This is a genomic window from Streptomyces sp. bgisy159 (assembly GCF_057707805.1).
Window position 1 is genome coordinate 109,916 of record NZ_JBYIQX010000013.1, and the last position, 21,679, is coordinate 131,594.

23 protein-coding genes and 1 riboswitch are annotated in these 21,679 nt (G+C 72.8%); of the genes, 9 read left to right on the forward strand and 14 right to left on the reverse strand.

The window, feature by feature from the left end; translation table 11 throughout:
- Positions 1-7: 7 nt before the first annotated feature.
- Positions 8-835 (reverse strand): ATP-grasp domain-containing protein, encoded by an 828-nt coding sequence (locus tag AC3ET3_RS15580; protein ID WP_435612331.1) that lies wholly within the window; start codon positions 833-835, stop codon positions 8-10.
- A 181-nt stretch (positions 836-1,016) separates the two neighbouring features.
- On the opposite strand from AC3ET3_RS15580, the gene AC3ET3_RS15585 reads away from it, so the two are divergent.
- The 3 genes from AC3ET3_RS15585 (at position 1,017) to AC3ET3_RS15595 (ending at position 5,251) form a co-directional block, all read left to right on the forward strand.
- The gene (locus tag AC3ET3_RS15585) at positions 1,017-1,685 is read left to right on the forward strand and encodes a TetR family transcriptional regulator (RefSeq protein WP_432136536.1); all 669 of its coding nucleotides are present in this window, start codon (positions 1,017-1,019) and stop codon (positions 1,683-1,685) included.
- 161 nt (positions 1,686-1,846) lie between these two features.
- Positions 1,847-2,260 (forward strand): Zn-ribbon domain-containing OB-fold protein, encoded by a 414-nt coding sequence (locus AC3ET3_RS15590; RefSeq protein ID WP_432136445.1) that lies wholly within the window; start codon positions 1,847-1,849, stop codon positions 2,258-2,260.
- Between the two features lie 204 nt (positions 2,261-2,464).
- The gene (locus AC3ET3_RS15595) at positions 2,465-5,251 is read left to right on the forward strand and encodes an alpha/beta hydrolase (protein ID WP_435612332.1); all 2,787 of its coding nucleotides are present in this window, start codon (positions 2,465-2,467) and stop codon (positions 5,249-5,251) included.
- A gap of 83 nt (positions 5,252-5,334) precedes the next feature.
- Here AC3ET3_RS15595 and AC3ET3_RS15600 read toward each other — a convergent pair whose 3' ends face one another.
- Positions 5,335-5,715: a PPOX class F420-dependent oxidoreductase gene (locus tag AC3ET3_RS15600; RefSeq protein ID WP_432136443.1), complete on the reverse strand. Its 381-nt coding sequence runs from the start codon at positions 5,713-5,715 to the stop codon at positions 5,335-5,337.
- A 357-nt stretch (positions 5,716-6,072) separates the two neighbouring features.
- Here AC3ET3_RS15600 and AC3ET3_RS15605 point away from each other — a divergent pair, with 357 nt between their 5' ends.
- A complete protein-coding gene (locus AC3ET3_RS15605; RefSeq protein WP_432155229.1) occupies positions 6,073-6,903 on the forward strand; it encodes an SAM-dependent methyltransferase in 831 nt (276 codons plus the stop codon).
- Between the two features lie 110 nt (positions 6,904-7,013).
- Positions 7,014-8,405 (forward strand): S1 family peptidase, encoded by a 1,392-nt coding sequence (locus AC3ET3_RS15610; RefSeq protein ID WP_432136441.1) that lies wholly within the window; start codon positions 7,014-7,016, stop codon positions 8,403-8,405.
- A gap of 63 nt (positions 8,406-8,468) precedes the next feature.
- On the opposite strand, the gene AC3ET3_RS15615 is transcribed toward AC3ET3_RS15610, so the two are convergent.
- Both AC3ET3_RS15615 and AC3ET3_RS15620 read right to left on the reverse strand, forming a co-directional pair.
- Positions 8,469-8,642, reverse strand: a complete 174-nt coding sequence (locus AC3ET3_RS15615) for a hypothetical protein (RefSeq protein WP_432136440.1) — start codon at positions 8,640-8,642, stop codon at positions 8,469-8,471.
- A gap of 156 nt (positions 8,643-8,798) precedes the next feature.
- Complete coding sequence (locus AC3ET3_RS15620; protein WP_432136439.1) at positions 8,799-9,494, reverse strand: L,D-transpeptidase family protein; 696 nt, start codon at positions 9,492-9,494, stop codon at positions 8,799-8,801.
- 182 nt (positions 9,495-9,676) lie between these two features.
- On the opposite strand from AC3ET3_RS15620, the gene AC3ET3_RS15625 reads away from it, so the two are divergent.
- Positions 9,677-10,234, forward strand: coding sequence for a hypothetical protein (locus AC3ET3_RS15625; protein WP_432136438.1), 558 nt, complete (start codon positions 9,677-9,679; stop codon positions 10,232-10,234).
- On the opposite strand, the gene AC3ET3_RS15630 is transcribed toward AC3ET3_RS15625, so the two are convergent.
- The 4 genes from AC3ET3_RS15630 to AC3ET3_RS15645 form a co-directional block, all read right to left on the reverse strand.
- On the reverse strand, positions 10,225-11,139 hold the full coding sequence (locus AC3ET3_RS15630; protein ID WP_435612333.1) for an SDR family oxidoreductase: 915 nt from the start codon (positions 11,137-11,139) through the stop codon (positions 10,225-10,227). The genes AC3ET3_RS15625 and AC3ET3_RS15630 overlap by 10 nt on opposite strands.
- A gap of 106 nt (positions 11,140-11,245) precedes the next feature.
- Positions 11,246-11,875 (reverse strand): MBL fold metallo-hydrolase, encoded by a 630-nt coding sequence (locus AC3ET3_RS15635; RefSeq protein ID WP_432136436.1) that lies wholly within the window; start codon positions 11,873-11,875, stop codon positions 11,246-11,248.
- Entirely contained in the window at positions 11,875-12,960 is a 1,086-nt protein-coding gene (locus AC3ET3_RS15640) for an S-(hydroxymethyl)mycothiol dehydrogenase (protein ID WP_435612334.1), read from the reverse strand. The genes AC3ET3_RS15635 and AC3ET3_RS15640 overlap by 1 nt, the downstream gene beginning before the upstream one ends.
- Before the next feature lie 212 nt (positions 12,961-13,172).
- Positions 13,173-13,472: a hypothetical protein gene (locus AC3ET3_RS15645; protein ID WP_432155231.1), complete on the reverse strand. Its 300-nt coding sequence runs from the start codon at positions 13,470-13,472 to the stop codon at positions 13,173-13,175.
- Positions 13,473-13,644: 172 nt separating this feature from the next.
- Here AC3ET3_RS15645 and AC3ET3_RS15650 point away from each other — a divergent pair, with 172 nt between their 5' ends.
- Together AC3ET3_RS15650 and AC3ET3_RS15655 are read left to right on the forward strand one after the other, a co-directional pair.
- A complete protein-coding gene (locus tag AC3ET3_RS15650; protein ID WP_432136433.1) occupies positions 13,645-14,013 on the forward strand; it encodes a nuclear transport factor 2 family protein in 369 nt (122 codons plus the stop codon).
- A gap of 76 nt (positions 14,014-14,089) precedes the next feature.
- Positions 14,090-14,175: riboswitch (ZMP/ZTP riboswitch) on the forward strand.
- A 22-nt stretch (positions 14,176-14,197) separates the two neighbouring features.
- The gene (locus AC3ET3_RS15655) at positions 14,198-15,043 is read left to right on the forward strand and encodes a bifunctional 5,10-methylenetetrahydrofolate dehydrogenase/5,10-methenyltetrahydrofolate cyclohydrolase (RefSeq protein WP_432136432.1); all 846 of its coding nucleotides are present in this window, start codon (positions 14,198-14,200) and stop codon (positions 15,041-15,043) included.
- Between the two features lie 407 nt (positions 15,044-15,450).
- Here AC3ET3_RS15655 and AC3ET3_RS15660 read toward each other — a convergent pair whose 3' ends face one another.
- Entirely contained in the window at positions 15,451-15,819 is a 369-nt protein-coding gene (locus tag AC3ET3_RS15660; RefSeq protein ID WP_432136431.1) for a VOC family protein, read from the reverse strand.
- 491 nt (positions 15,820-16,310) lie between these two features.
- Between AC3ET3_RS15660 and AC3ET3_RS15665 the strand changes: the two genes are divergently transcribed.
- Positions 16,311-17,576, forward strand: a complete 1,266-nt coding sequence (locus AC3ET3_RS15665) for a YncE family protein (protein WP_435612335.1) — start codon at positions 16,311-16,313, stop codon at positions 17,574-17,576.
- Here the strand turns inward: AC3ET3_RS15665 and AC3ET3_RS15670 are convergent.
- The 5 genes from AC3ET3_RS15670 to AC3ET3_RS15690 all read right to left on the reverse strand — a co-directional run bounded on the left by AC3ET3_RS15670 (position 17,569) and on the right by AC3ET3_RS15690 (position 21,668).
- The gene (locus tag AC3ET3_RS15670; protein WP_435612336.1) at positions 17,569-19,422 is read right to left on the reverse strand and encodes an endoglycosylceramidase; all 1,854 of its coding nucleotides are present in this window, start codon (positions 19,420-19,422) and stop codon (positions 17,569-17,571) included. The two genes, AC3ET3_RS15665 and AC3ET3_RS15670, sit on opposite strands and share 8 nt — an antisense overlap.
- Before the next feature lie 115 nt (positions 19,423-19,537).
- Entirely contained in the window at positions 19,538-20,023 is a 486-nt protein-coding gene (locus AC3ET3_RS15675; RefSeq protein ID WP_435612352.1) for a metallophosphoesterase family protein, read from the reverse strand.
- Positions 20,024-20,060: 37 nt separating this feature from the next.
- Positions 20,061-21,017, reverse strand: coding sequence for a dTDP-glucose 4,6-dehydratase (rfbB, locus tag AC3ET3_RS15680; RefSeq protein WP_435612337.1), 957 nt, complete (start codon positions 21,015-21,017; stop codon positions 20,061-20,063).
- 50 nt (positions 21,018-21,067) lie between these two features.
- Positions 21,068-21,262 (reverse strand): hypothetical protein, encoded by a 195-nt coding sequence (locus AC3ET3_RS15685; RefSeq protein WP_435612338.1) that lies wholly within the window; start codon positions 21,260-21,262, stop codon positions 21,068-21,070.
- Positions 21,263-21,302: 40 nt separating this feature from the next.
- Positions 21,303-21,668: a DUF6479 family protein gene (locus AC3ET3_RS15690; RefSeq protein WP_432136426.1), complete on the reverse strand. Its 366-nt coding sequence runs from the start codon at positions 21,666-21,668 to the stop codon at positions 21,303-21,305.
- Positions 21,669-21,679: the final 11 nt, after the last annotated feature.

Below are 21,679 nucleotides of genomic sequence, written 5' to 3' on the forward strand. Positions count from 1 at the left end.
GGAGGGTTCAGCGCGCGAGGAAGCGGTACAGGGAGGCCGTCAGCGCGGCCACGAAGGCGTCCCGCCCCCGGTCGTCGAGGGTGTCGAGGGACAGGTACGGGTTGAGGTCCTCCAGTTCCACGAGGAGCAGTCCGCCCTCGGGCGCACGGCAGGCGTCGACGCGCTGCACGCCGTGCGCGAGCCCGTTCCACTCGATGAAGCGGCGCGCGAACTCCAGGTCCGCCGGGGACGCCTCGTAGGGGGCCAGCTCCCAGCGCCGGCGAGGGTCGGGGGTGTACAGCGCGTACTGGAAGGCGTGGTCGACGAAGTAGAAGGAGACCTCGTAGGAGAAGTCGACGCGCGGCTGGACGAGAACCTTGCCGTCGGCGAGGCCGGGCAGTTCCTCGCCCGGCACGATCCGCAGGCCTATGGAGTCGGCGCCCAGCTTCGGCTTGACGACATAACGGTCCGCGGGGGGCAGCAGCCCGAGGTCCTCGGGCCGGTCGACGGTGGGGATGACGGGGAACCCGGCGGTGGTCAGGTCGAGGAGGTACTGCTTGCCGGCCATGTCCGCCCGCCCGGTGAGCGGGTTGTAGACCGGGGTTCCCTCGCGCAGCGCGCGCTCCCGGAAGGCGTCGTACTCCCGCCGGTACGCGAGGACCGGGCCGCTGTTGCGGACGACGACGGCGTCGAAGGCGTCCATCAGGGCGGCCGCGTCGCACGGGTGGCACAGTGCGAGGTCGAAGTCGGCGCGCAGCCGGGAGGTCAGGAAGATGTCCTCGTCGCAGTAGCGGCGCCCGCGCGCGGGGTACGCCAGATCGGTGACGTAGAGGAGGCGGGGGCGGGCGACGGCCATGCGGTTCTCCGGATCGGGCTCGGGGTGGTCTCCTGCGGACGGCCAGGGTATGCCGGGGCCCTGGGCCCGGCCCGCGCCCGGTCCGGGAGGTACTCAGTTCCCTGCGCCGAGGGAACTGAGTGCCATGGCGTGCTACGTTCCCACCATGATCTCCAGTGACAAGGCGGAGGCCAGGCCGCCGATGCGGGACGCCCTCGTCGCGGCGGCCTTCCGGCTGTTCCTGGAGCGGGGGTACGAACAGACGACGGTCGACGACATCGTCGCGCTGGCCGGTGTCGGGCGGCGGTCGTTCTTCCGCTACTTCCCCTCGAAGGAGGACGTGGTCTTCCCCGACCACGAGCGGTGCCTGGCCGACATGACCGCGTTCCTCGCCGCGGGCGACGACGCGGCGGACCCGGTGCGCCGGGTGTGCGACGCGGCCCGGCTGGTGCTGCGGATGTACGCCGAGAACCCCTCCTTCTCGGTGCAGCGCTACCGGCTCACCAAGCAGGTGCCGGGACTGCGGGCCTACGAACTGAGCGTGGTGTGGCGCTACGAGCGCGCGCTCGCGGAGTATCTGCGCGGGCGGTTCACCGGACGGCGCGACGGCACACTGCAGGCAGACGTGATCGCGGCGGCGGTGGTCGCCTCGCACAACAACGCGCTGCGCTCCTGGCTGCGCTCGGACGGGCGGGGGGACGCGACGGCCACCGTCGACCACGCGCTGGCGTACGTGCAGTCGGCGTTCGGCGCCTCCCCCGTGCCGCCGGCCGACGAGCGGCCCGAGGACGTCGTGGTGGTCGTCTCCCGGCGCGACGCCCCGCTGTGGCGGGTGGTGCAGGAGATCGAGACGACCCTCGGTCGAAGCTGAGCACCGGCCCGGCTCCCGCAGATTCGGGGTACGCAGTGCCTTTACGGGTGGCACTCAGTGCCATACGCTGAGGCCGTGCACGGTGGCACGGTGAACCGCGCACCCGCGTGCGTGTCGCGTCCCGCGCGCGGTCCCAGGGCGAGCGCAGGGAGTTGACCAGCGTGTACCACCACTCGACAAGCGCCGTGTCGCAGCAGGCCGGAACCACGGCGGGCGTGCTCGACCGCGGCCGCGGCGACGGCGAGACCATCGTGTTCCAGCGCTGCACCTGGTGCGGCACCGCCATGTACCACCGGGTGCTGTGTCCGGTGTGCCGGGGCAGTGAACTGCGCACCGAGCGCAGTGAGGGGGTGGGCACCGTGCGCCACTCGACGGTGGTGCACCGCAACACGCCGGCCGCGCGCAACGTCTCGCTGATCGAGATGGCCGAGGGGTTCGTGCTGCGCGGCCGGGTGATGGGCCCGCCGATCGGCATCCACAGCGGCGACCGGGTACGGCTGTCCACCGCCCAGGACCCGGTCCGGGGCGAGCCGGTCTTCCAGCTGATCGACGAGCCCTACCGCGCCTGGACCTGACCGGCCCTCGGCCGGCCGCCGGTCGAGCGGGTCGCCGACCGCCCCCGTGCGGACCGCCGGCCCCGGTGTCCGGATCCTTGCGCACGCCGGGCCGCGCCCGCGCGCACAGGCAACCCACAGATCGTCCTCCGCATCCTCCGGGGCGTGCGGGGCTCCCGAGACCGACGGGCCGCCCGCGCACCTCGTGTGGAGAGGGGACGACCATTGATCCGTGCCCGGCGAATAGGTGTGACCGCCGTCGCGGCGCTCGCGGCGCTGGCGGCATCACCGGGGCTGGCACAGGCCCAGCAACCGCCCGGAAGCGCACCGCTGACCACGGTGTCCGGCACTGAACTGCCGCCAGGCTGGCAGATGTCCGGCGAACAGCTGATCTGGCGCTCGCCGTCGCCCGTGCCCATGGGCGACGCACGCGTGGAGTTCCACGCGAACGACCGGCTCCTCGGCGTCCCGGCGCCCGGCGAGGACGGCCGGACCTTCCGGCTCAGCCTGGACGACGCCGCCACCACCGACCTCCAGGACCTCGGAGACCTCCAAGTCATCGCTGCGGGGCGGCGGTTGGACACGCCCGACGGGCCGCCGCGGGACGCCCGCGGCGGCCGTCGCTCCCCCGCGGCCGCCCCACCGGCGGCGGGCGCCCGGAAGGCGCCCGCGGGCGCGGTGGACCCCGGTTCACCGGGCCCGTACGGCACGCAGCGCGCCGCGTACGACCTCGACCCGGTGCGGCTGCCCGGCTTCCCCGAGCCCGTGGAGATGCGCGCCGAGGTGGTGGCGCCGGCCGGGGCGGTCGGCAGGCGGCCGCTCGCACTGTTCCTGCACGGCCGCCACGCCACCTGCTACAAGCCGGGCACCGAGGACGACGTCACCGGCGACTGGCCCTGCGCCGACGGCTACCGGCCGATCCCCAGCCACAGGGGCTACCTGCGGGACCAGCAACTGCTGGCATCCCAGGGATATCTGACGGTGTCGATCTCCGCGAACGGCATCAACGGCCAGGACTGGCAGGCCGAGGACGGCGGCGCCCAGGCCCGCTCCTCGCTAGTGCGCCGGCACCTGGACCGCTGGGCCGACTGGTCCGCCCACCCGGCGAAGGCCCCGGCCGCCCTGCGCGGGCTCACCCGGGCCGATCTGCGCCGGGTTCTGCTGGTGGGCCACTCCAGAGGCGGCGAGGGCGTCAACCGGGCCGCGATGGACAGCCTCTACCCGCCGCCCGCCGACCAGGACGGCTACCGGGGCAGGGTGCGCTGGACGGTGCGCGGCACCGTCCTCATCGGACCGACGATCTTCGGCCAGAACCCGGTCGCCGACGTGCCCTCCACGACCATCCTGCCGGGGTGCGACGGCGATGTGTCCGACCTGCAGGGCGAGGTGTTCGTGGACGGCACGCGAGGGGTGAGCCGCGGCACCGCGCTGCACAGCGCGGTCTACGTGGTGGGCGCCAACCACAACTTCTTCAACACCGAGTGGACGCCGGGCCAGGCCGAGGCGCCCGCCACGGACGACTTCTGGAGCGACCCGGAGCAGCCGGACCCGGTCTGCTCGGCGAACGCGCCGACCCGGCTGACCGCCGACCAGCAGCACCGGGCGGGCGCCACCTACATCGCCGCCGCGGCGCGGCTGTTCGTCGCCGGTGACGACCGGGCGCGTCCGCTGCTCGACGGCACCGGACTGCGCGCGCCGTCCGCCGATCCCGCCCGGGTGCTCACGCACGCCGTGGGTGCGGCACGCGGCGCCGGGTTCCTGCCCGACGGTCCGGTGCGGGTGACCGGCGGCCGGCTCTGCGCGGCTGTCGACCCCGACCCCGCGGCCGCCTGCCTCGATCCGGAGGGCCAGGGCCGCTCGCCGCACTTCGCGCGCTGGGACACCGACCGGGAGACCGACCGCCGGGCCGTGGCGCTGGGGTGGTCGGCGCCCGGCGCCACCACCACCGTCCGCCCGCCCGAGCCGCTGTCGCTGGCCGGGTCCCACAGCCTCGCGCTGCGGGTCTTCGTGCCGCCGAACACCACCGGCACCCGGCTGGACGTGGCCGTCACCGACACCTCCGGACGCCGGGCCGCACTCGGCCGGATCACCGTCGACGGTCTGCCCGGCAGCGAGTCGACTGCCTCCTACTGGGCCCGGGAGCTGCGCGTCCCGCTCACCGCCGCCGCCCGCGCCGGACTCGACCTGCGGCACGTCCGCTCCCTCGAGCTGACGCCGCGCTCACCGTCGGGGCAGGCCTGGCTGATGGACGCCTGGGGCTGGCGCCCGGGTACCCCGTCGGTGCGGCCGACCGCTCTGTCACGCGTCGACGTCGGCCGTACGGTGGTCAAGGAGGGCGACGAGGGCGTGCGCACCTACCGGATGCCCGTCCGGGTGTCGGGTCGCGGCAGCGGCCAGGTCCGCGTCTACACCGTCGACCCGGTGACCGGTGAGACCCGGGACAAGCTGGTGACCGTCCGGCCCGGCGGCCAGGACATCGACGTGTCGGTGGAGGTGCGGGGCAACACCCGCTACTCCGAGGACGTCCGGCACGACATCCTCGTCAAGGCAGTGCGGGGCACCGTGGTGGGCTCCTACCGGGGTGGGGTCCTGGTCGAGAACGACGACGCGATGCCCACCGTGACGATCACGCCCGTGGCCGACCGGGTGACAGAGGGCCAGGCCCTCGCCTGGCGGTTGACGCTCTCGGAGGCCGCCGACACCGAGATCTGGAAGCTGTTCCGGACCCAGCCGGTCGCCGACGAGCTGTCCACCAAGGACGTGGACGCGAACTGGCTGCGGGAGCAGACCGGTTCGGAGCCCGACCCCGAGCGGCCGCTGTCCCAGGCGGACCTGTGGGTGGGGCTGTCCGTTCCCGCGGGCAGCACCGGCGTCGACTGGAGCGTGCCGACCGTCGTCGACGACGTGAGGGAGCGCGCCGAGTCGGTGCGGTTCGAGGAGATCAGCTGGGACGACGACGAACCCCGGCCCGGCGGCCTGGTGTTGACGGGCACGGTGCTGGACGCGTCGTAGTCCGTAGGTGCCGAGGGGGCCCGGGCCACGCGGTCCGGGCCCCTGTGCGCGTCAGCGCCGCGCGCTGCGCGGGCGTACCGGTGTCACAGGGTGACGCGGATACCGACGGTGCGGTCGGCGCCGCCGCGGAGCCGGCTGCCCAGCAGGGTGAGCCGACCCATGATGCCGTACTTGCGGGCGATGAGCTGCCGGTAGCGGCCGGCGGTGGCCGCGTCCACGACCTCGGCGGTGGCCGGGACCTGCTCGCCGGTCGGACGGCCGCGCATGTCGCAGGGGCCGACGAGGACGTCGCCGCGCGCCCGGATCCGGCGCACCTTCCAGGAGTCGGCCGCGGTCCACACCCCGAGGCCGTCCCCGTCGCGCACCACCCACACCGGCGTCGGGACGCCGGTGCCGTTCTTGCGGTAGCTGGTGATCAGCAGGTACTTGCCCGCGCTGAGCGCGTCCAGCGTCGTGTCGTCCATGGCGGGCAGTCTAGGCCGACGCCCCCGCGCCTGTCCGGGTCAACGGCGCCGGGTGGCCGAGGCGGTACGGCGGCGACGACGGGCGACCGCCTGCCGGCGGGCGTGGCCGTGGCGGATCCCGGCCCCGGAGGGGGCCGCTCAGCGCGCGGGGCTGCGGCCGTCCGGTGTACGGCCTCGCCGGGGACTGCCGCCGAGGTGGCCGGATCCAGCCGTGCGTGGCCGGCGCCGCCGCTGCCGGAGGGGAGCCCCTGGGCCGAGCGCGGCGGCCGGGCCGTCGGATATGTGCTGTGGAGATCAACTGCTGGGTCTAGATTGCTCGTTGACCTCTGATTCACCAGCATCCGCAGGAGCCCAGCCGTGACCGACACCTCGCCGTCCGCAGCCCACGCCGCCAAGCAGCTGCGCGACCGTATCAACACCACCCAGCCGCACACCGCCCGGATCTGGAACTACTGGCTGGGCGGCAAGGACAACTACGAGGTCGACCGGGCGGCCGGGGACCAGATCCGGCAGCTCCACCCGGGCATCGGCGACTACGCGCGCGAGGACCGGCTCTTCCTGGGCCGCGCCGTGCGCCACCTGGTGACCGAGGCGGGCATCCGCCAGTTCCTCGACATCGGCACCGGGCTGCCCACCGCCGACAACACGCACGAGGTCGCGCAGCGGCTCGCCCCGGAGTCGCGGATCGTCTACGTCGACAACGACCCGCTGGTCCTGGCGCACGCCCGCGCGCTGCTCACCAGCACGCCGGAGGGCCGCACCGACTACCTCGACGAGGATCTGCGCAACATCGACGTGATACTCGAACACGCCGCCGAGATACTGGACTTCAGCCGTCCGGTGGCGCTGATGCTGCTGGGCGTGGTCATCTTCGTCGGCGACGACGAGGACCCCTACGGCCTGGTGCGGGGGCTGGTCGACCGGCTGCCCTCGGGCAGCCACCTGGTGCTGTCCCACACGGTGACCAGCCCGTCGATGCCGGACGTGGACGAGGCCGTGAAGTTCTGGAACGAGCACGGCACGCCGAAGCTGACCCAGCGCACCCCGGAGGCCGTCGCCCGGTTCTTCGACGGGCTTCAGCTGCTGGAGCCGGGCGTGGTGTCCTGTTCCCGCTGGCGCCCCGAGGGCACCGACGGCACCGAGCCGGAGGAGGTCGCGATGTTCGGCGGGGTCGCGGTCAAGCGATGATCGCCGCCGCCTGAACGCGGCCGGGCCTCGGCCCGTATGGAATGTGGGCACTCGACGACCGGAGCGCCCCGCGGTGTCGAGGCCGCGCGTTCGGTGTTCGGGAGCCATGCATGAGGCACGTACGACGACGAATCGTCCGGCGGGTGACACGGCTGGCGGCCGTCGGCGGGCTCCTCCTGGGAGGGGCGATGGTCACACAGGCGGCGCTGGCGAGCGAGCCGGCGGACGGTTCGGCGCTCCCCCGGGGCGCGGCACGGACCTTCGCGGAGACCGGCGCGGAGCTGGTGGCCCGGCTCGGTGACTCCCGTACGGCGGGCAGCTGGGTCGGGGCCGACGGGCGGACGGTGGTCGCGGTGACCGACGAGCGGACGGCGGCGCAGGTGCGGCGCTCGGGCGCCGAGGCGAAGGTCGTCGGGCACAGCATGAACGAGCTCAGGTCGGCCACGGAGGCGCTGCGTTCGGCGCCCCGGGTGCCGGGGACCGCCTGGGCCATGGACTATCAGCACAACCGGGTGGTGGTGCGCGGCGACAGCACGGTGTCGGCGGCGGACTGGGCGCGGCTGACCCGGGTGGCGGACCGGGTGGGGAGCTTCGTGAGGATGGAGCGCTCCGAGGGGACCTTCTCGCCGCGTCTCAACGGCGCCCAGCCGATCCTGTCGACCGGCGGCCGCTGCTCGGCCGGGTTCAACGTCACCGACGGGCGGCGGGACTACATCCTGACCGCGGGGCACTGCGGGCCGCAGGGTTCGGTGTGGTTCGCGGACACCGGCGGCAACCGGCAGGTGGGGCGCACGGTCGCGGCGAGCTTTCCCGGCGGGGACTTCTCCCTGGTGGAGTACGCGGGCGGCACGGCGGGCGAGGGCGCCGACGTGGTCGCCATCGGCAGCGGCACGGGGGTGCGGATCACGGGCCTGGGCGACGCGTCGGTGGGGCAGCGGGTCTTCCGCAGCGGCAGTACCAGCGGGCTGCGCGACGGCCGGGTGACCGCGCTCAACGCGACGGTGAACTATCCGGAGGGCACGGTCACGGGGCTGATCGAGACCGACGTGTGCGCCGAACCGGGGGACAGCGGTGGACCGTTGTTCTCGGAGGGGATCGCACTCGGCGTGACGTCCGGCGGCAGTGGCGACTGCGCGTCGGGCGGCACGACGTTCTTCCAGCCGGTCACGACGGCGCTGAGCCAGTTGAAGGTGAAGCTGATCGTGTCCGCGGGAGGCGCGGGCGGCCAGGGGGCCGGCAGCCAGAACGCGCCGTCGGCGGCGGCTCCGCAGCCGTCGGCACCGGCGAGCGCGCCGGACGCGGTCTCCCCCGGGGCCTCGGCTCCGGTGACGGACGGCACGGCCGGGCGGACGCTGGCCGCGCGACTCACCGACCCGCGCAACCTCGGGCCGGGTCTGCTGGTGATCGCGGGCAGTCTGGTGGCGCTGGCCGCCACCCGCTACATCCGCACGGAGCAGGATCGCAGGGCGTACCAACGCCATTACTCGACGACGTGGGGCTGAGGAGGGATCCGAGGGATCCGGGGGTCGTGGCGAGGGGGTCGGCCTCGCGCGGTGAGGCGGTGGTCAGGCCGCCTTCGCCCGCTGCGGGGCCACGGCGGCCCACTCCATGACGAGCCGCTGGTATTCCTCACGCTGCTCGACGCTCAGTGTCCCGCCCGACCGGAGCCACAGGGCCCGGATCTCCTCGTTGACCTCCACGGCCGATCGCTCGGAAACGGATTCAACACTGGTGGACATGGTGTGAATCTTACGGGGTAGGAGGTGAAGGCCGTGTGAGTTAATACGTAATATTCCAGACATTTCGGACCGTGTTACTGATCACGCGCACCACCGTGCCCCTGCACCGAGAGGCCGGGGCGGTCGGACCGCCCCGGCCTGGCCGGCTCAGGGTGCTCAGGTGCCGGGCTTGCGCCCGTAGACGTAGACGTCGTCGCCGTTCCTGAGCAGCGACCAGTACTTCGCGGCCGCCGTCTTGGTCATGTTCACACAGCCGTGGGAGCCCGGCGGGTTCCACATGGACACGCCGACCGAGTGGAAGGCCTGCCCGCCGTCGAAGAACTGGCTGTACGGCATGGGCACGTGGTAGATCGTCGAGAAGTGGTTCTTGTTGCGCCAGTAGACCTTCTTCAGCCCGGTGCGGGTCTCGTACCCGTCACGGCCGGTGCGCACCGGCACCGGACCGTAGACGAGCCGGCTGCCGTCCTGGATCCAGCTGATCTGCAGGCTGAGGTTGACGCAGGCGATGCGGCCCTTGTTCGTGGGGCACTTGCGGTCCCGGTTGGGGTTCTTGCCCACGGCCTTCTGCTTGTTCATGAGATCCATAACGCCCCAGGTGACGGGTCCCGCGTAGCCGATGTTCGGGCTGATGCCGTGCTTGGTCTGGAAGGCCTGGACGGCCTTGCAGTCGGCGGTGGACTGCCGGCCGTCGACGGGACGGCCGAGGAACCTCTCCACCTGCTTCTGGTACGGCCCCGCCTTCGTGGTGCAGCTCGCGGCCTCGGCCGGCGCCGCCCCCAGCACCATGGTCAGCGGCGCGACCAGCCCCGCCACCCCGAGGGCGACCACCCCTCGTCTGCGTACGTCCCCCATGCTGCTCCCTCATTCCGGCGTGTCGTCCGCGATGTCGTATTCCTAGACAGCCGGACGGCGCCCAGGGTTGCCCCGGCCGCGAGCCGTGACGAAACGGTGAACTTCGCCGCCCGGCGACCGTCGCGGTGCCGTGACCGCTGTGCGAGGCCCGCGCCGGCCGACGCTGCGGATACCGTGCGTCCATGTCTGCCTTCATACAGCAACTGCCCGCACTCATCGGCGTCGTGATCGGCGCGCTCGGATCCTACCTGGCCGTCGTCCGGGGTGACCGGGCGCGGTTCCGGCGGGAGCGGGCGGCACACTGGGAGGAGCGGCGGCTCATGGTCTACAGCGACTACGCGCGGGCGGTGAAGAAGTCGGTGACGGTCGCCTACCGGGTCGCCGCCCACCTGGGCAGCGGCTCGCATCCGCATCCCCTGTCGCCCGCGGAGGCGGAGCCGCTGCTGGTGGCGGCGGCGGACGTCCGTGATCCGGCCGGGGAGGCGCTGATCATGCTGGGCAGCCGGGAGGTGGTGGAACGGGCGCGGGCGTGGGTGACCGTGGTGATGGAGATGGAGGGGTCCGTCCGCGCCGGCGAGCGCGACCGGGCCGCCTGGCAGGCCCTGCTGGACCGGCAGCGGGCCGGCCGCGAGGGCTACTACGCCGCCGTGCGGGAGGACCTCGCCCTGCCGCCGGGGCACTCGGCACGCTGGCCGGTGACCGGACGGCAGGGAGCCGGGGCCGGTGATGCTCAGCGGTAGCCGGTGGTGTCGGCCGGCTTGCCCGCGTCCTGGACCTCCACCAGGTAGCGCCAGGCGTCCGGCCGGCTGCCGTCGAGGTCGGTGAAGCCGTACACCCGGGCGAGCCCGCCACTGGAGAGGGACTGTCCGTTCCAGCGCGCCACGTCCGGGTCGGCGGCGAGGGCGGCGACCGCCCGGCCGACGTAGCGGGGCGACTCCGAGATGGCGAAGTGCGGGACCTGTTCCAGGGCGTCGCGCCAGGTGTCCTCGCGGACGCCGAACTGGTCCAGCATGATCTCCGAGCGCAGCCAGCCCGGGGTGAGCGCGACGGCGGTGGCGCCGCGCGGGCCGAGTTCCCGGCCGAGGGCGAAGCCCATGCGCAGCACTGCGGTCTTGGCCAGGTCGTAGAAGAAGCTGTTGCGGTAGGTGTCGCGGTTGTACTCGGCGGTGCCGTCGGTGACCTCGACGACGAGTCCGCCGGGCCGGCGCAGCATCAGCGGCAGCGCGTGGTGGCTGGTGATCGCGTGGGTGTCGACCGCCAGCCGCAGCAGTCTGAGCCCGTTGTCGAGGTCGTGCTCCCAGACGGGGGTGTCCCACGCGAAGAGGTGTTCGCCGCCCCAGATGTCGTTGACGAGGACGTCGAGTGCGCCCTGTTCCTCGTCGATGCGGGCGATCAGCGCGCGCACCTGGTCGGGTTCGAGGTGGTCGGTGGCTACGGCTACGCCCCGGCCGCCGGCCCGGGTCACCAGGTCGGCGGTGTCCTCGATGGTCTCGGGGCGGTCGTACTCCGAGCGACGCGTTCGGGTGGTGCGGCCGGTGACGTAGACGGTGGCGCCGGCCGCGCCCAGTTCCACGGCGATCCCGCGGCCCGCGCCGCGGGTCGCCCCGGCCACCAGTGCCACCTTGCCGTCGAGCGGTCCTGACATGTCCTGCTGCCTCCCGGTCCCTTGTCTGCGGTGTCCCCTCAGGGTGGCGTGGAAACCGGACACCTTCTGTCGCCGTTTCCGGAGGGACACCGGACGGGCGGACCGCTCAGTGCCCGCGCCGCTCCCACTCCGCCAGGTGGGGAGCCTCGGCGCCGATGGTGGTGGAGTCGCCGTGGCCGGTGAGCACCTTGGTGCCGGCCGGCAGGGTGAGCAGCCGGTCGCGGATCGAGGCGACGATCGTCGGGAAGTGCGAGTACGACCGTCCGGTGGCCCCGGGGCCGCCCCGGAAGAGGGTGTCGCCGGTGAAGACGACACCGAGCCCGGGGTCGTGGAGGCACACCGCGCCGGGAGCGTGGCCGGGGGTGTGCAGGACGGTCAGGTCGGCGCCGCCGGCCTCGATGACCTGACCGTCGACGAGGTGCCCGTCGGGCTCGCGGTGGGGGTGAGTGAGCCTCCACAGCGGCAGGTCGTCGGGGTGCAGCCAGATGGTGGCGCCGGTGAGTTCGGCCAGCGCGGGGGCGGCGTCGATGTGGTCGTTGTGGGCGTGGGTGCAGACGATGGCGGTCAGCCGGCGGTCGCCGACGGCCTCGGCGACGGCACGGGCGTCGTGGGCGGCGTCGATGACGATCGCCTCGTGGTCGTCTCCGACGATCCACACGTTGTTCTCGACGTCCCAGCTGCCGCCGTCGAGGGTGAACCGGCCTGAGGTGACGAGGCGTTCGACGCGGGCGCCCATCACAGCACCACCACCGAGCGCAGCACGTCGCCGTGGTGCATCCGCTCGAACGCCTGCTCCACCTGGTCCAGCCCGACGGTCTCGGTGACGAACGCGTCGAGCGGCAGGCGGCCCTGCAGGTGCAGGTCGATCAGCATGGGGAAGTCGCGGGAGGGCAGGCAGTCGCCGTACCAGGAGGATTTCAGCGCCCCGCCCCGGCCGAAGACGTCCAGCAGCGGCAGTTCCAGCTTCATCTCCGGCGTGGGCACGCCGACGAGGACGACCGTGCCGGCCAGGTCCCGGGCGTAGAACGCCTGCCGGTAGGTCTCGGGGCGGCCGACCGCCTCGATGACCACGTCGGCGCCGAAACCGCCGGTCAGTTCGCGGATCGCCTCGACGGGATCGGTCTGCTCGGCGTTGACGGTGTGGGTGGCGCCGAGGGTACGGGCGGTGTCGAGCTTGCGGTCGTCGAGGTCGACGGCGATGACGCGGGCGGCGCTGGCCAGGTGCGCTCCGGCGACGGCCGCGCCGCCGACGCCGCCGCAGCCGATGACGGCGACGGAGTCACCGCGGCCCACGCCGCCGGTGTTGATCGCGGCGCCGATGCCGGCCATGACTCCGCAGCCGAGCAGTCCGGCCACCGCCGGGGAGACCGCGGGGTCGACCTTGGTGCACTGGCCGGCGGCCACCAGGGTCTTCTCGGCGAACGCACCGATGCCGAGGGCGGGCGAGAGCTCGGTGCCGTCGGTGAGGGTCATCTTCCGGGCGGCGTTGTGCGTGGCGAAGCAGTACCAGGGGCGGCCGCGCAGACAGGCCCGGCAGTTCCCGCACACCGCACGCCAGTTGAGGACCACGAAGTCGCCGGGCGCCACGTCGGTGACGTTCTCGCCGACCGACTCGACGACGCCCGCCGCCTCGTGGCCGAGCAGGAAGGGGAAGTCGTCGTTGATGCCGCCCTGTTTGTAGTGCAGATCGGTGTGGCAGACGCCGCACGCCTGCACCCGCACCACGGCCTCGCCGGGTCCGGGGTCAGGTACGACGACGGTCTCCACCCGTACCGGTTCGTTCTTGCCCGGTGCGATCACGCCGCGCACTTCCTGCGCCATCAGGCTGCCCCTTCCGTCGCGGATTGCTGTCCCTGCGACGACCCTAGACGCCGCTGATCGCCGAGGGGACCATCACGGCCGTCCGCCTGCGGGGGCGGCCCGGGCCCTGGGCGTATCGCCCCGCGACCTCGTACGGACGGAGGAGCGGAGCGGCGTCGGACGCTGAGAGGGGCCGCCCGGCCGGACGGCCCCTGGGGCGGTGCGGGCGGCGGTCAGGCCTGGACGGCGGGGAGCAGCCCGGTGACGGGGGCGACCAGGTCGGTGACCTGGTGGAGCTCGTTGAGCCGGTTCAGCTCGTTCACCTTGTTCAGCTCGGCCAGCTGGCGGGACACGCGGGGCATGTCGTCCCGGTGCTCGGCGGGGATGTCGCTGACGGCGAGCGAGTCCAGCGTGGCGATCGGGTTGATCTGGCCGGTTTCCGGGGCGCCGGCCGCGTTCGCCATCGGCGCGCCGAGGCCCGTGGCCCCGACGGCGAGACAGGCGGCGGCGACGATGCGTCGAGTGGAGATCATGCCCTCAGCAACGCGCGGAGGCCTGCCGCGGACACGGCCGGGCCGCACCGCTCACCCGTGAGGCGCACAGGCGGCCCTGCGCTTGCCGACCCGGTCGGGGCGGAGGACGCTCGGAGGTGAGGGTCACGCGGCATGTCTCCGCTCGGTCCGCGGCCCTCTCAGGGAGGTCACCATGGGCACCGCGACGGGCTCCAGCTTCGACAGCGAGACGCTGCGCAGGGCTGTGGAGGGAAACACCGGCAACAACCTGCTGTCGCTGTACGCCGACGACGCGGAGCTGCGCATCGTCGACCGCAACAGCCAGCCGAGCCACCCCACAGTGCTGCACGGCCGGGGTGAGATCGCCCGGATGCTCGACGACGTGTACAGCCGCGACATGACGCACCGGATGGAGGGGTGTGTGGTCCAGGGCGACCGGGCCGCCTACAGCGAGTCGTGCGAGTACGCGGACGGCGTCCGGGTCCTGTCGGAGTCGATGATCACACTGCGGGACGGCAAGATCGCCCAGCAGATCATGATCCAGGCGTGGGACGAGGAGTAGCCGAACGAGGAGGGCCGGTCGTCCGGGCCCGGGTCGCCCGTCCGGCGATCCGGGCCTTCTCACGTGCCGCTATCCTGTTCGAGGCCGTGACTGGCGCTGAGGTGGAGCACCACCGGGGAGCGGCCGGACAGACATCCGATGCCGTGCGCCTGGGCGACAAGCTCGACCAGCTCAGGAGTGGATCATGTCTCAGGCCCGGCTCATGGACGGCACCGCGCTCGCCCGCCGCATCGTCGAGGAGACCGCGAAGAAGGCGGCCGACCTCACCGGCCGCACCGGTACGACGCCCTGTCTGGCGACCGTCCTGGTCGGCGAGGACCCCGCGTCCGTCACCTACGTGCGGATGAAGCAGAACCGCTGCCGCAAGGCCGGCATCGGCTCGCGGCACGTGGCGCTGCCCGCCGCCACGACCACCGAGGAACTGGTGGACACGCTGGGCGCGTTGTCCGACGACCCGACCGTGCACGGCATCCTGCTGCAGCACCCGGTGGGCGACCACATCGACGAGCGGGCCGCGTTCGAGGCGATCGCTCCGCACAAGGACGTCGACGGGGTGACCTTCGCGTCGTTCGCGGCGATGAGCTTCGGCCTGCCGGGCTTCGTGTCCTGCACCCCGGGCGGCATCATGCGGCTCCTCGACGAGTACGACGTCGACCCGGCCGGCAAGCGAGCGGTGGTCGTGGGCCGCAGCGCCATCCTCGGCAAGCCGGCGGGCATGCTGCTGCTGGCCCGGGACGCCACCGTGACGTACTGCCACTCCCGCACCCGGGACCTGTCGGCGGCGGTGCGCGAGGCGGACATCGTGGTCGCCGCCGTGGGCCGTCCCGGGCTGATCACGGGCCGCGACCTCAAGCCGGGCGCGGTCGTGCTCGACGCCGGATACAACCCGGGCAACGTCGGCGACGTCGACTTCGACTCGGCCGTCGAACGGGCCTCACTGATCACGCCGGTACCGGGCGGCGTCGGCCCGATGACCATCGCCGTGCTGCTGGAACAGACGGTGCAGGCGGCGGTCCGGCAGCTCGGGTGAGCCGGCGGGCTCCGGCGCGCGGGGTGCGCAGAGGTCGGAGTATGTCGGGCAGACCCGGGGGGCCGGCATCATCCCCGCCCCCCGACCGGCCTCACGCCGGGCCCGGATGCCACCGCCACGCCGCAGCCCGCTCCACACGTCCGTCCCGGCTGTCGCGGGTGGGGGACCGCCGTCTCGACGCACCGCCCCGGTGCGCGGGTGGATCTCCACCGGAGCCAGGGCGGTTCACCACCTCGCCGATTCTCTGCGTGGCGGTCCGACGGCGATACGGTCCGCGTGGCGGGCGCCGGCGACCTGCAGGATCGCGCCCCTTGTCCTGGCCGTGCTGCGGCACGACCCGCGCTTGGCGGCCGACGGCGACGACGTGTCCGTCACCAGCGTCCGGCGCCCGGGTGACGAGAACGGCGTCACTGGGCCGGGATCGGCTGGGTGAGGTTCACCGGATTACCGTCGGGGTCCTGGATGTGGGCGACGCGCTGTCCCCACGGCATGTCGTTGGGGCCACCGCTGACCGAGCCGCCCAAGGCTGTCACCCGGGCCAGCGTCTCATCGACGTCGTCGACACAGATGCTGAGCAGGATTCGCGACGACTCCCGGTCCCCGGGGTTCGCCTTGGCCACCAGCCCGAGGTCGGTGTCGCCGATGCGCAGGCCGAGGTAGAAGACCGGGCCTTCCTCCGGTACCCGGAAGATCTCCTCGGCGTCGAACAGTTGCGTGTAGAAGGCGAGCAGGACGTCGTGGTCGGCGGTCAGGATGACTGGCTGGATGGTGGACATGGCACCCCTGTCGAGAACGGTCGTATCGCCGGGTAGACCGTTCGAGGACGGTGAACTCATCGGCCACCGCGCTGCCGGAAGAACTGCACCCCGCACCGCCGAGACGGTTCAGCTTCGGTGACGACCGCTCGGCCGGCTGCTCGCTGCCGTGGCCTGAAGCGCCGGCGCAGGTCCTTGTGCAGGACCAGGTACGGCAGCCCGGCCCCGGCCGGTCGTTGAAGGCTCAAGTCGGCTCGCGGGGAGACTTGGACTGGTCGCGCTGCGCGATCCTCCACGACAGCCAAGCGCTCGAACCACTCGTGCGGGGCACCCCGCCCATCCGCCCCCGCCATGTCGGTCACGGATCGATTTTGTCGTGTCCGCAGTCTTGTGGCGGAGGGCACCCCTTCCTTACTTTCCAGTAAATCCGCGTGAACGCAGCCGTGTTCAGTGACGGAAGAGCCGTACCGCCTTGCCCCCACACACCATCGCCCGCAGAGGAGGGAGCCCGCATGCCTGCCTTCAGACCCAGGTACCTGCGCTCCGTAGCCGCCGCCCTCGTCCTGACCGCCGCCGTCCCCGCGACCTCGGCCGGCGCCGCGTCCGACTCCGGTGCCGGCTCCGCCGGCGGCCTGCGGGAGGTGATGTTCGTGGGCAACAACTGGGACGGCACCGCGGACGTCATCAAGTCCTCCGGTGACTTCGCCAGGATCGGGCGGATCGACGTCGTCCCCGACAAGGACGCGCGGATGGCGGAGATCAACGCCAACCCGATCCGGTGGATCTACTTCATGGCGATCCGCAACAGCGTCGGCGAGGGCCACGACCAGTTCGTCGACGACATGTACTCCACGCCGGACGGCACCTCGGTGGTGGTGTCCCGGCCCAGCTTCGCCGACGTGGTGTCGATCGACCTGGCCACCGGGGCGGTCAACTGGCGCTTCCCGGTGTCCGGTTACCGCTCCGACCACATGGCGGTCTCACCGGACGGCAAGCGCGTCGCGGTCTCCGCCTCCCTGTCGAACACCGTGCACGTGCTGGACATCGACACCGGCGCGGAGCTGGGCCGCTTCGCCACCGGCGACAAGCCCCACGAGAACATCTTCACCAGGGACGGCAAGTACATCTACAACATGTCGATCGGCGACGTGAACACGGCGACCGACGCCCCCTGGCTGGACTGGACGAAGGGCGACCGGCACATCACCGTCGTCGACGCCACCACCTACCAGCAGGTCAAGGTCATCGACATGCGCTCGCGCCTGGACGCCATCGGGCTCAAGGACTACTCGGACGCGGTGCGCCCGGCCGTGTTCTCCCCCGACGAGTCCAAGCTGTACTTCCAGGTGTCGTTCTTCAACGGCTTCTTCGAGTACGACCTCGCCACGGACCGGATCACCCGGACGAAGACGCTGCCGAAGAACCCGGCCACCGGTGACGACCGCACCACGTTCGTCAACGACTCCCGCCACCACGGGCTGTCGATGAGCCCCGACGGCGCCAAGCTGTGCGTGGCGGGCACCATGGACGACTACGCGACGGTGGTCGACCGGGCCACCCTCCAGGAGGGCCCGCTGGTGACCGCGGCCAAGCCGTACTGGGCCACGGTCAGCGGCGACGGGAAGAGCTGTGTGATCTCCGAGAGCGGCGCCGACCAGGTCACCGCCATCAGCTTCGCCACCGGGCGCAAGACGGTGTCCGTCCCGGTCGGCGACCACCCGCAGCGGGTGCGTGTCGGCCACGTGGCCGCCGACTGGACGAGCCCGTCGGCTAGCTGATCCGCGCGGCCCACGCCGTCAGCTCGGCGCGGGCCGCGGCCAGCAGGTCCGCGGTCGGAGCCGTCGCCCCGTTGGTCACCAGCGCGTAGTGGACCCCCGGTTCCGGCGCGGTGAGCAGCAGGCGGCGGCTTCCCGTGCCGCCGGGCTCGGGCGCCACCGCGACCGGTGCGGCCGGGGTGTAGGACGGCGGGGCGTACACCGTGCCCAGGTCGGAGACGACGGTCGTCGCCGAGGCGGGGAAGGACGCCGGGAGGTGCAGCTCGGTGGGCGCCGCGGTGCCGTCGGAGCGCCAGACCAGCACGCCGTACTGGCCGGAGCCGACCAGCCGGGCCACGCTCGGCAGGGAGCCCGGCACCGGGTTCCAGGTCAGGACCGTGGAACCGTCGCGGGAGCGGTCCTCGTAGGTGAAGGCCAGGGTGGTGCCGGCGGTGGCGCTCGGGTAGAGGCGGTCCAGCAGCCGGGCGTCCTGGCGGAGGGTCACCGCCCCGCTGTCGTCGAGGCGTACGGCGGAGAGGTCCTCGTCGTTCCAGGCGTCCGCGGCGGTCAGGACCTTGTCCGGGTTGCCGTTCATCGGCTCCTGGTGGCGGCCGTGGTAGATGTCCCACTGCCACTGCTGGCCGGACAGGACCGGACCCGAGGCGGCCGGGTCGGACCACCAGGCGGCGCCCTTCACGCGGGAGTCGAGGCCCTGGTACATGGCCTTCAGGACGGTGGGGGCCTTGCCCGCGACCGTACCGGAGAGCGGGTGCCCGAACTCGCTGACGACGGCCGCGGTCCCGGCCGCCGCCGCGCGGTCGCGGACGGCGCCGAGGTCACCGGCGTACTGGCCGTCGGAGGCGTTGCCCCACATCAGGATCCCGGAAATGGCCTTCTGGTCGTAGAAGTGGGTGTTCAGGACGTAGCGCGGGCCGAGCCGGCCGGCGTCGAGCAGGCCGCCCTCGTGCCGCTGGAAGGAGATGTTGGAGTTCCAGAAGAGGTTCGGCTCGGCCAGGACGGGCTTGTCCTGCCAGCCGGCCGCGTCCATGCGGGCACGGAAGGCGGTGTAGAAGGGCCAGAGCAGGTCGCGCTCCCACACCCGGCTGCTCTGGCCGGGGTCGTAGGTGCCCGCGAACGGCTCGTTGTACGGGTCGAAGCCGACGATGTGGGCGAACTGCCCTTCGGTCAGGTGCTCGCGGATGTACGTCATGGTCCGCTGGGCGGTGGTGAGGAAGGCGTCCCGGAGGCCGTGCCGGTTGTGCCAGAAGTCGTACTGGGCGGCCTTCACGGCACCGTTCTGGGTGATGTTCTGGCCCCAGAAGAAGCAGATGCCGCAGGATTCGTCCGGGTAGCCGCCCAGGTCGACCGCCCATCGGGGAGCGCCGTCGCCCGTGTACCAGCTGTCCGGGTCGAACAGGTGACGGGAGTACAGGTCCTGGTGGAAATCGGGGTAGACCCGGAGACCGGCGTCGAGGAAGGCGCGCATCTGGTCGGTGGCGGCGGCCAGGTAGGCGGTGTCGACCCGGCCCCGCACCGGTTCGGCGTAGGCCCAGGAGAGCAGGAAGCGCACCGAGTTGCCGCCGCCGAGGGCGCGCAGCGCCCTGGCCGACGTGCGGGCGTCGGTGACGGAGGCGAAGGGCAGGCCGCCGTTCTCGGCCAGCTTGGCCTCGCCGGAGACGTCGTAGCCGCGCAGCACGACCTCGCGGCCGGTGGCGTCGGTGAAGCGGCCGTTCGACACGGTGAGCGCCGTGCCGTCGAACCAGAGGGAGTCGGGTGGGGTGGCGGCGGTGGCGGGCGGGGAGCCCGCCACCGTCAGGAATCCGCTGAGGACGACCAGAACAACGAGCAGACGGGCTCGAGTATGCGGCATGTCCCCCACCGTCCGGCGAGGTGCGTACCACGTCAATAGCTTCTGACCCATCAGTAAGTTGACTGATGGTCAGATAGACCGTGGTGTGATGCCGGCGGACGGGGCGGGCGCTGCTTCAGCGCGGCGGGAGCCGGTGCAGGGTCACGTCGGCGAGACGGCCGCCGGCCAGCTCCGCGGTCATGTAGGTGCAGTGGGGCTGCCGGCGCCGGTCGGTCGGCGACCCCGGGTTCAGCAGGCGCAGGCCCGTCGACGTGGTGGTGTCCCACGGGATGTGGCTGTGCCCGAAGACCAGGACGTCCAGGTCGGGGAAGCGGGCCGCGCAGCGCTCCTCGCGGCCCCGGGCGGGTCCGGTCTCGTGCACGACACCGAGGCGCAGGCCGGCCAGCTCGGCGTGCGCCACCTCCGGGAGCCGGGCCCGCAGCTCGGGCCCGTCGTTGTTGCCGTACACCGCGACGAGCCGTCGGCAGCGCCGCTCCAGCAGGTCGAGGGTGGCCGTGTCGACCCAGTCCCCGGCATGCACCACGACATCCGCCTGCGGGAGTTCGGCCGGCAGCGGCGCGGGCAGCTCCCGGGCGCGCCGGGGCAGGTGGGTGTCGGACATCAGCAGCAGACGTACCACGCGGGTCTCCCTCCTTCCGTCAGCGGTGCCGCTTCAGCGGCTCCCACCAGTCCCGGCGGTCCCGGTACCAGGCCACGGTGTCGGCGAGGCCGGTCGCGAAGTCGCGGCGCGGGCGGTAGCCCAGTTCCGTGCGGGCCTTGGTCCAGTCGAGGCTGTAGCGCCGGTCGTGGCCCTTGCGGTCGGCGACGTGGGCCACCCGGTCCCAGCCGGCTCCGCAGGCCTCAAGGAGCAGACCGGTCAGTTCCTTGTTGGTGAGTTCGGTGCCGCCGCCCAGGTGGTAGACCTCGCCCGGGCGGCCGCGGGTGCGGACCAGGTCGACGCCCCGGCAGTGGTCGTCGACGTGGAGCCAGTCGCGGACGTTGCCGCCGTCGCCGTAGAGCGGGACCCGTTCCCCGTCGAGGAGGTTGGTCACGAACAGCGGGACCAGCTTCTCGGGGAACTGGCGCGGGCCGTAGTTGTTGGAGCAGCGGGTGATCCGCACGTCGAGGCCGTGGGTGCGGTGGTAGGACAGGGCGATCAGGTCGGCCGACGCCTTCGACGCGGCGTACGGGGACGTCGGCCGCAGCGGCTGGTCCTCGGTCCAGGAGCCGTGCGGCGTGGATCCGTAGACCTCGTCGGTGGAGACCTGCACGAACGGGCCGGTGCCGTGCCGCAGCGCGGCGTCCAGCAGTGTCTGCGTACCGAGCACGTTGGTGCGCACGAAGGCGGCGGAGCCCTCGATCGAGCGGTCCACGTGGGACTCGGCGGCGAAGTGGACGACCTGGTCGGCGTCGGCGGTCAGCCTGCCGACGAGGCCGGCGTCACAGATGTCGCCGTGCACGAAGTCCAGCCGCGGATGGCCGGCCGGCAGGTTGGCCGGGGAGCCCGCGTAGGTCAGGGCGTCCAGCACGGTGACGTCCGCGACGTCCGCGGCGAGCAGGTGGCGGACGTAGGCGGAGCCGATGAAGCCGGCGCCTCCGGTGACGAGAAGGTTCATGGCCTGATCTCTACCTCGCCGGGGGCGCCGCGGGCCAGTGGGGGCCGGGATCAGTCCTCACCGCGGACGATGGTGCCCTCCACGCCCCGTCGCGTCCCCTGAGCCGGGTCCGGGCCGATCACGGCGGGTATCCAGGTGCGCAGCGCCCGGTCGGCGCGGCGCAGACGACGGGCGCGTGCCCAGCCGGTCTCGGGCCGGCGGGCGGCGGCGGGCTTCTCCTCGGCGTGCGCGGTCACGACGTTCATCACCTTCCTGCGGTGCGAGCGGCACCGTTCTCCGTGCGTGTCAGCGGACACCCGGCCCGCCGCTGCCGAAGGAGCCCCCGGTGCCGTCCTCCCAGCGCGGCCGGCGCTGTTCGCGGCTGTCCCGGCCCCCGGTGGGCCGCAGCTCGTGCGGCGTCAGCCGGATGTCGTCGGCGGGATCCGGCATCTCGTTGGGCTCCCGGGTACTGCGGGTCTCGTAGACCGGTCCGTTCGCGGGCGGCCGGGGCTGCTCGGCCGCCCCGGGCGGGGTGGGTTCGCGCCGACGCACGCCGATGCCGAGCCGTACGGCCCAGATCAGCGCGCCGGTGACGATGACGCCCGCGACCAGAACGGCGACCAGGCCCAGCGCATTGCCCGCGTCGGCGGCTTCGGTGACCGTAATGTCCATGTGGGCCCGGG

Bases quoted from the DNA above. Each gene is read 5' to 3' on its own strand.
- AC3ET3_RS15615 (WP_432136440.1), bottom strand. From the start codon at position 8,642: ATGTCCACCAGTGTTGAATCCGTTTCCGAGCGATCGGCCGTGGAGGTC.
- AC3ET3_RS15645 (WP_432155231.1), bottom strand. From the start codon at position 13,472: ATGATCTCCACTCGACGCATCGTCGCCGCCGCCTGTCTCGCCGTCGGG.
- AC3ET3_RS15685 (WP_435612338.1), bottom strand. From the start codon at position 21,262: ATGAACGTCGTGACCGCGCACGCCGAGGAGAAGCCCGCCGCCGCCCGC.
- AC3ET3_RS15600 (WP_432136443.1), bottom strand. From the start codon at position 5,715: ATGGACGACACGACGCTGGACGCGCTCAGCGCGGGCAAGTACCTGCTG.
- AC3ET3_RS15585 (WP_432136536.1), top strand. From the start codon at position 1,017: ATGCGGGACGCCCTCGTCGCGGCGGCCTTCCGGCTGTTCCTGGAGCGG.
- AC3ET3_RS15580 (WP_435612331.1), bottom strand. From the start codon at position 835: ATGGCCGTCGCCCGCCCCCGCCTCCTCTACGTCACCGATCTGGCGTAC.
- AC3ET3_RS15640 (WP_435612334.1), bottom strand. From the start codon at position 12,960: ATGGCGCAGGAAGTGCGCGGCGTGATCGCACCGGGCAAGAACGAACCG.
- AC3ET3_RS15655 (WP_432136432.1), top strand. From the start codon at position 14,198: ATGTCTCAGGCCCGGCTCATGGACGGCACCGCGCTCGCCCGCCGCATC.
- AC3ET3_RS15675 (WP_435612352.1), bottom strand. From the start codon at position 20,023: ATGTCCGACACCCACCTGCCCCGGCGCGCCCGGGAGCTGCCCGCGCCG.
- rfbB (WP_435612337.1), bottom strand. From the start codon at position 21,017: ATGAACCTTCTCGTCACCGGAGGCGCCGGCTTCATCGGCTCCGCCTAC.
- AC3ET3_RS15620 (WP_432136439.1), bottom strand. From the start codon at position 9,494: ATGGGGGACGTACGCAGACGAGGGGTGGTCGCCCTCGGGGTGGCGGGG.
- AC3ET3_RS15650 (WP_432136433.1), top strand. From the start codon at position 13,645: ATGGGCACCGCGACGGGCTCCAGCTTCGACAGCGAGACGCTGCGCAGG.
- AC3ET3_RS15635 (WP_432136436.1), bottom strand. From the start codon at position 11,875: ATGGGCGCCCGCGTCGAACGCCTCGTCACCTCAGGCCGGTTCACCCTC.
- AC3ET3_RS15690 (WP_432136426.1), bottom strand. From the start codon at position 21,668: ATGGACATTACGGTCACCGAAGCCGCCGACGCGGGCAATGCGCTGGGC.
- AC3ET3_RS15665 (WP_435612335.1), top strand. From the start codon at position 16,311: ATGCCTGCCTTCAGACCCAGGTACCTGCGCTCCGTAGCCGCCGCCCTC.
- AC3ET3_RS15630 (WP_435612333.1), bottom strand. From the start codon at position 11,139: ATGTCAGGACCGCTCGACGGCAAGGTGGCACTGGTGGCCGGGGCGACC.
- AC3ET3_RS15610 (WP_432136441.1), top strand. From the start codon at position 7,014: ATGAGGCACGTACGACGACGAATCGTCCGGCGGGTGACACGGCTGGCG.
- AC3ET3_RS15670 (WP_435612336.1), bottom strand. From the start codon at position 19,422: ATGCCGCATACTCGAGCCCGTCTGCTCGTTGTTCTGGTCGTCCTCAGC.
- AC3ET3_RS15660 (WP_432136431.1), bottom strand. From the start codon at position 15,819: ATGTCCACCATCCAGCCAGTCATCCTGACCGCCGACCACGACGTCCTG.
- AC3ET3_RS15625 (WP_432136438.1), top strand. From the start codon at position 9,677: ATGTCTGCCTTCATACAGCAACTGCCCGCACTCATCGGCGTCGTGATC.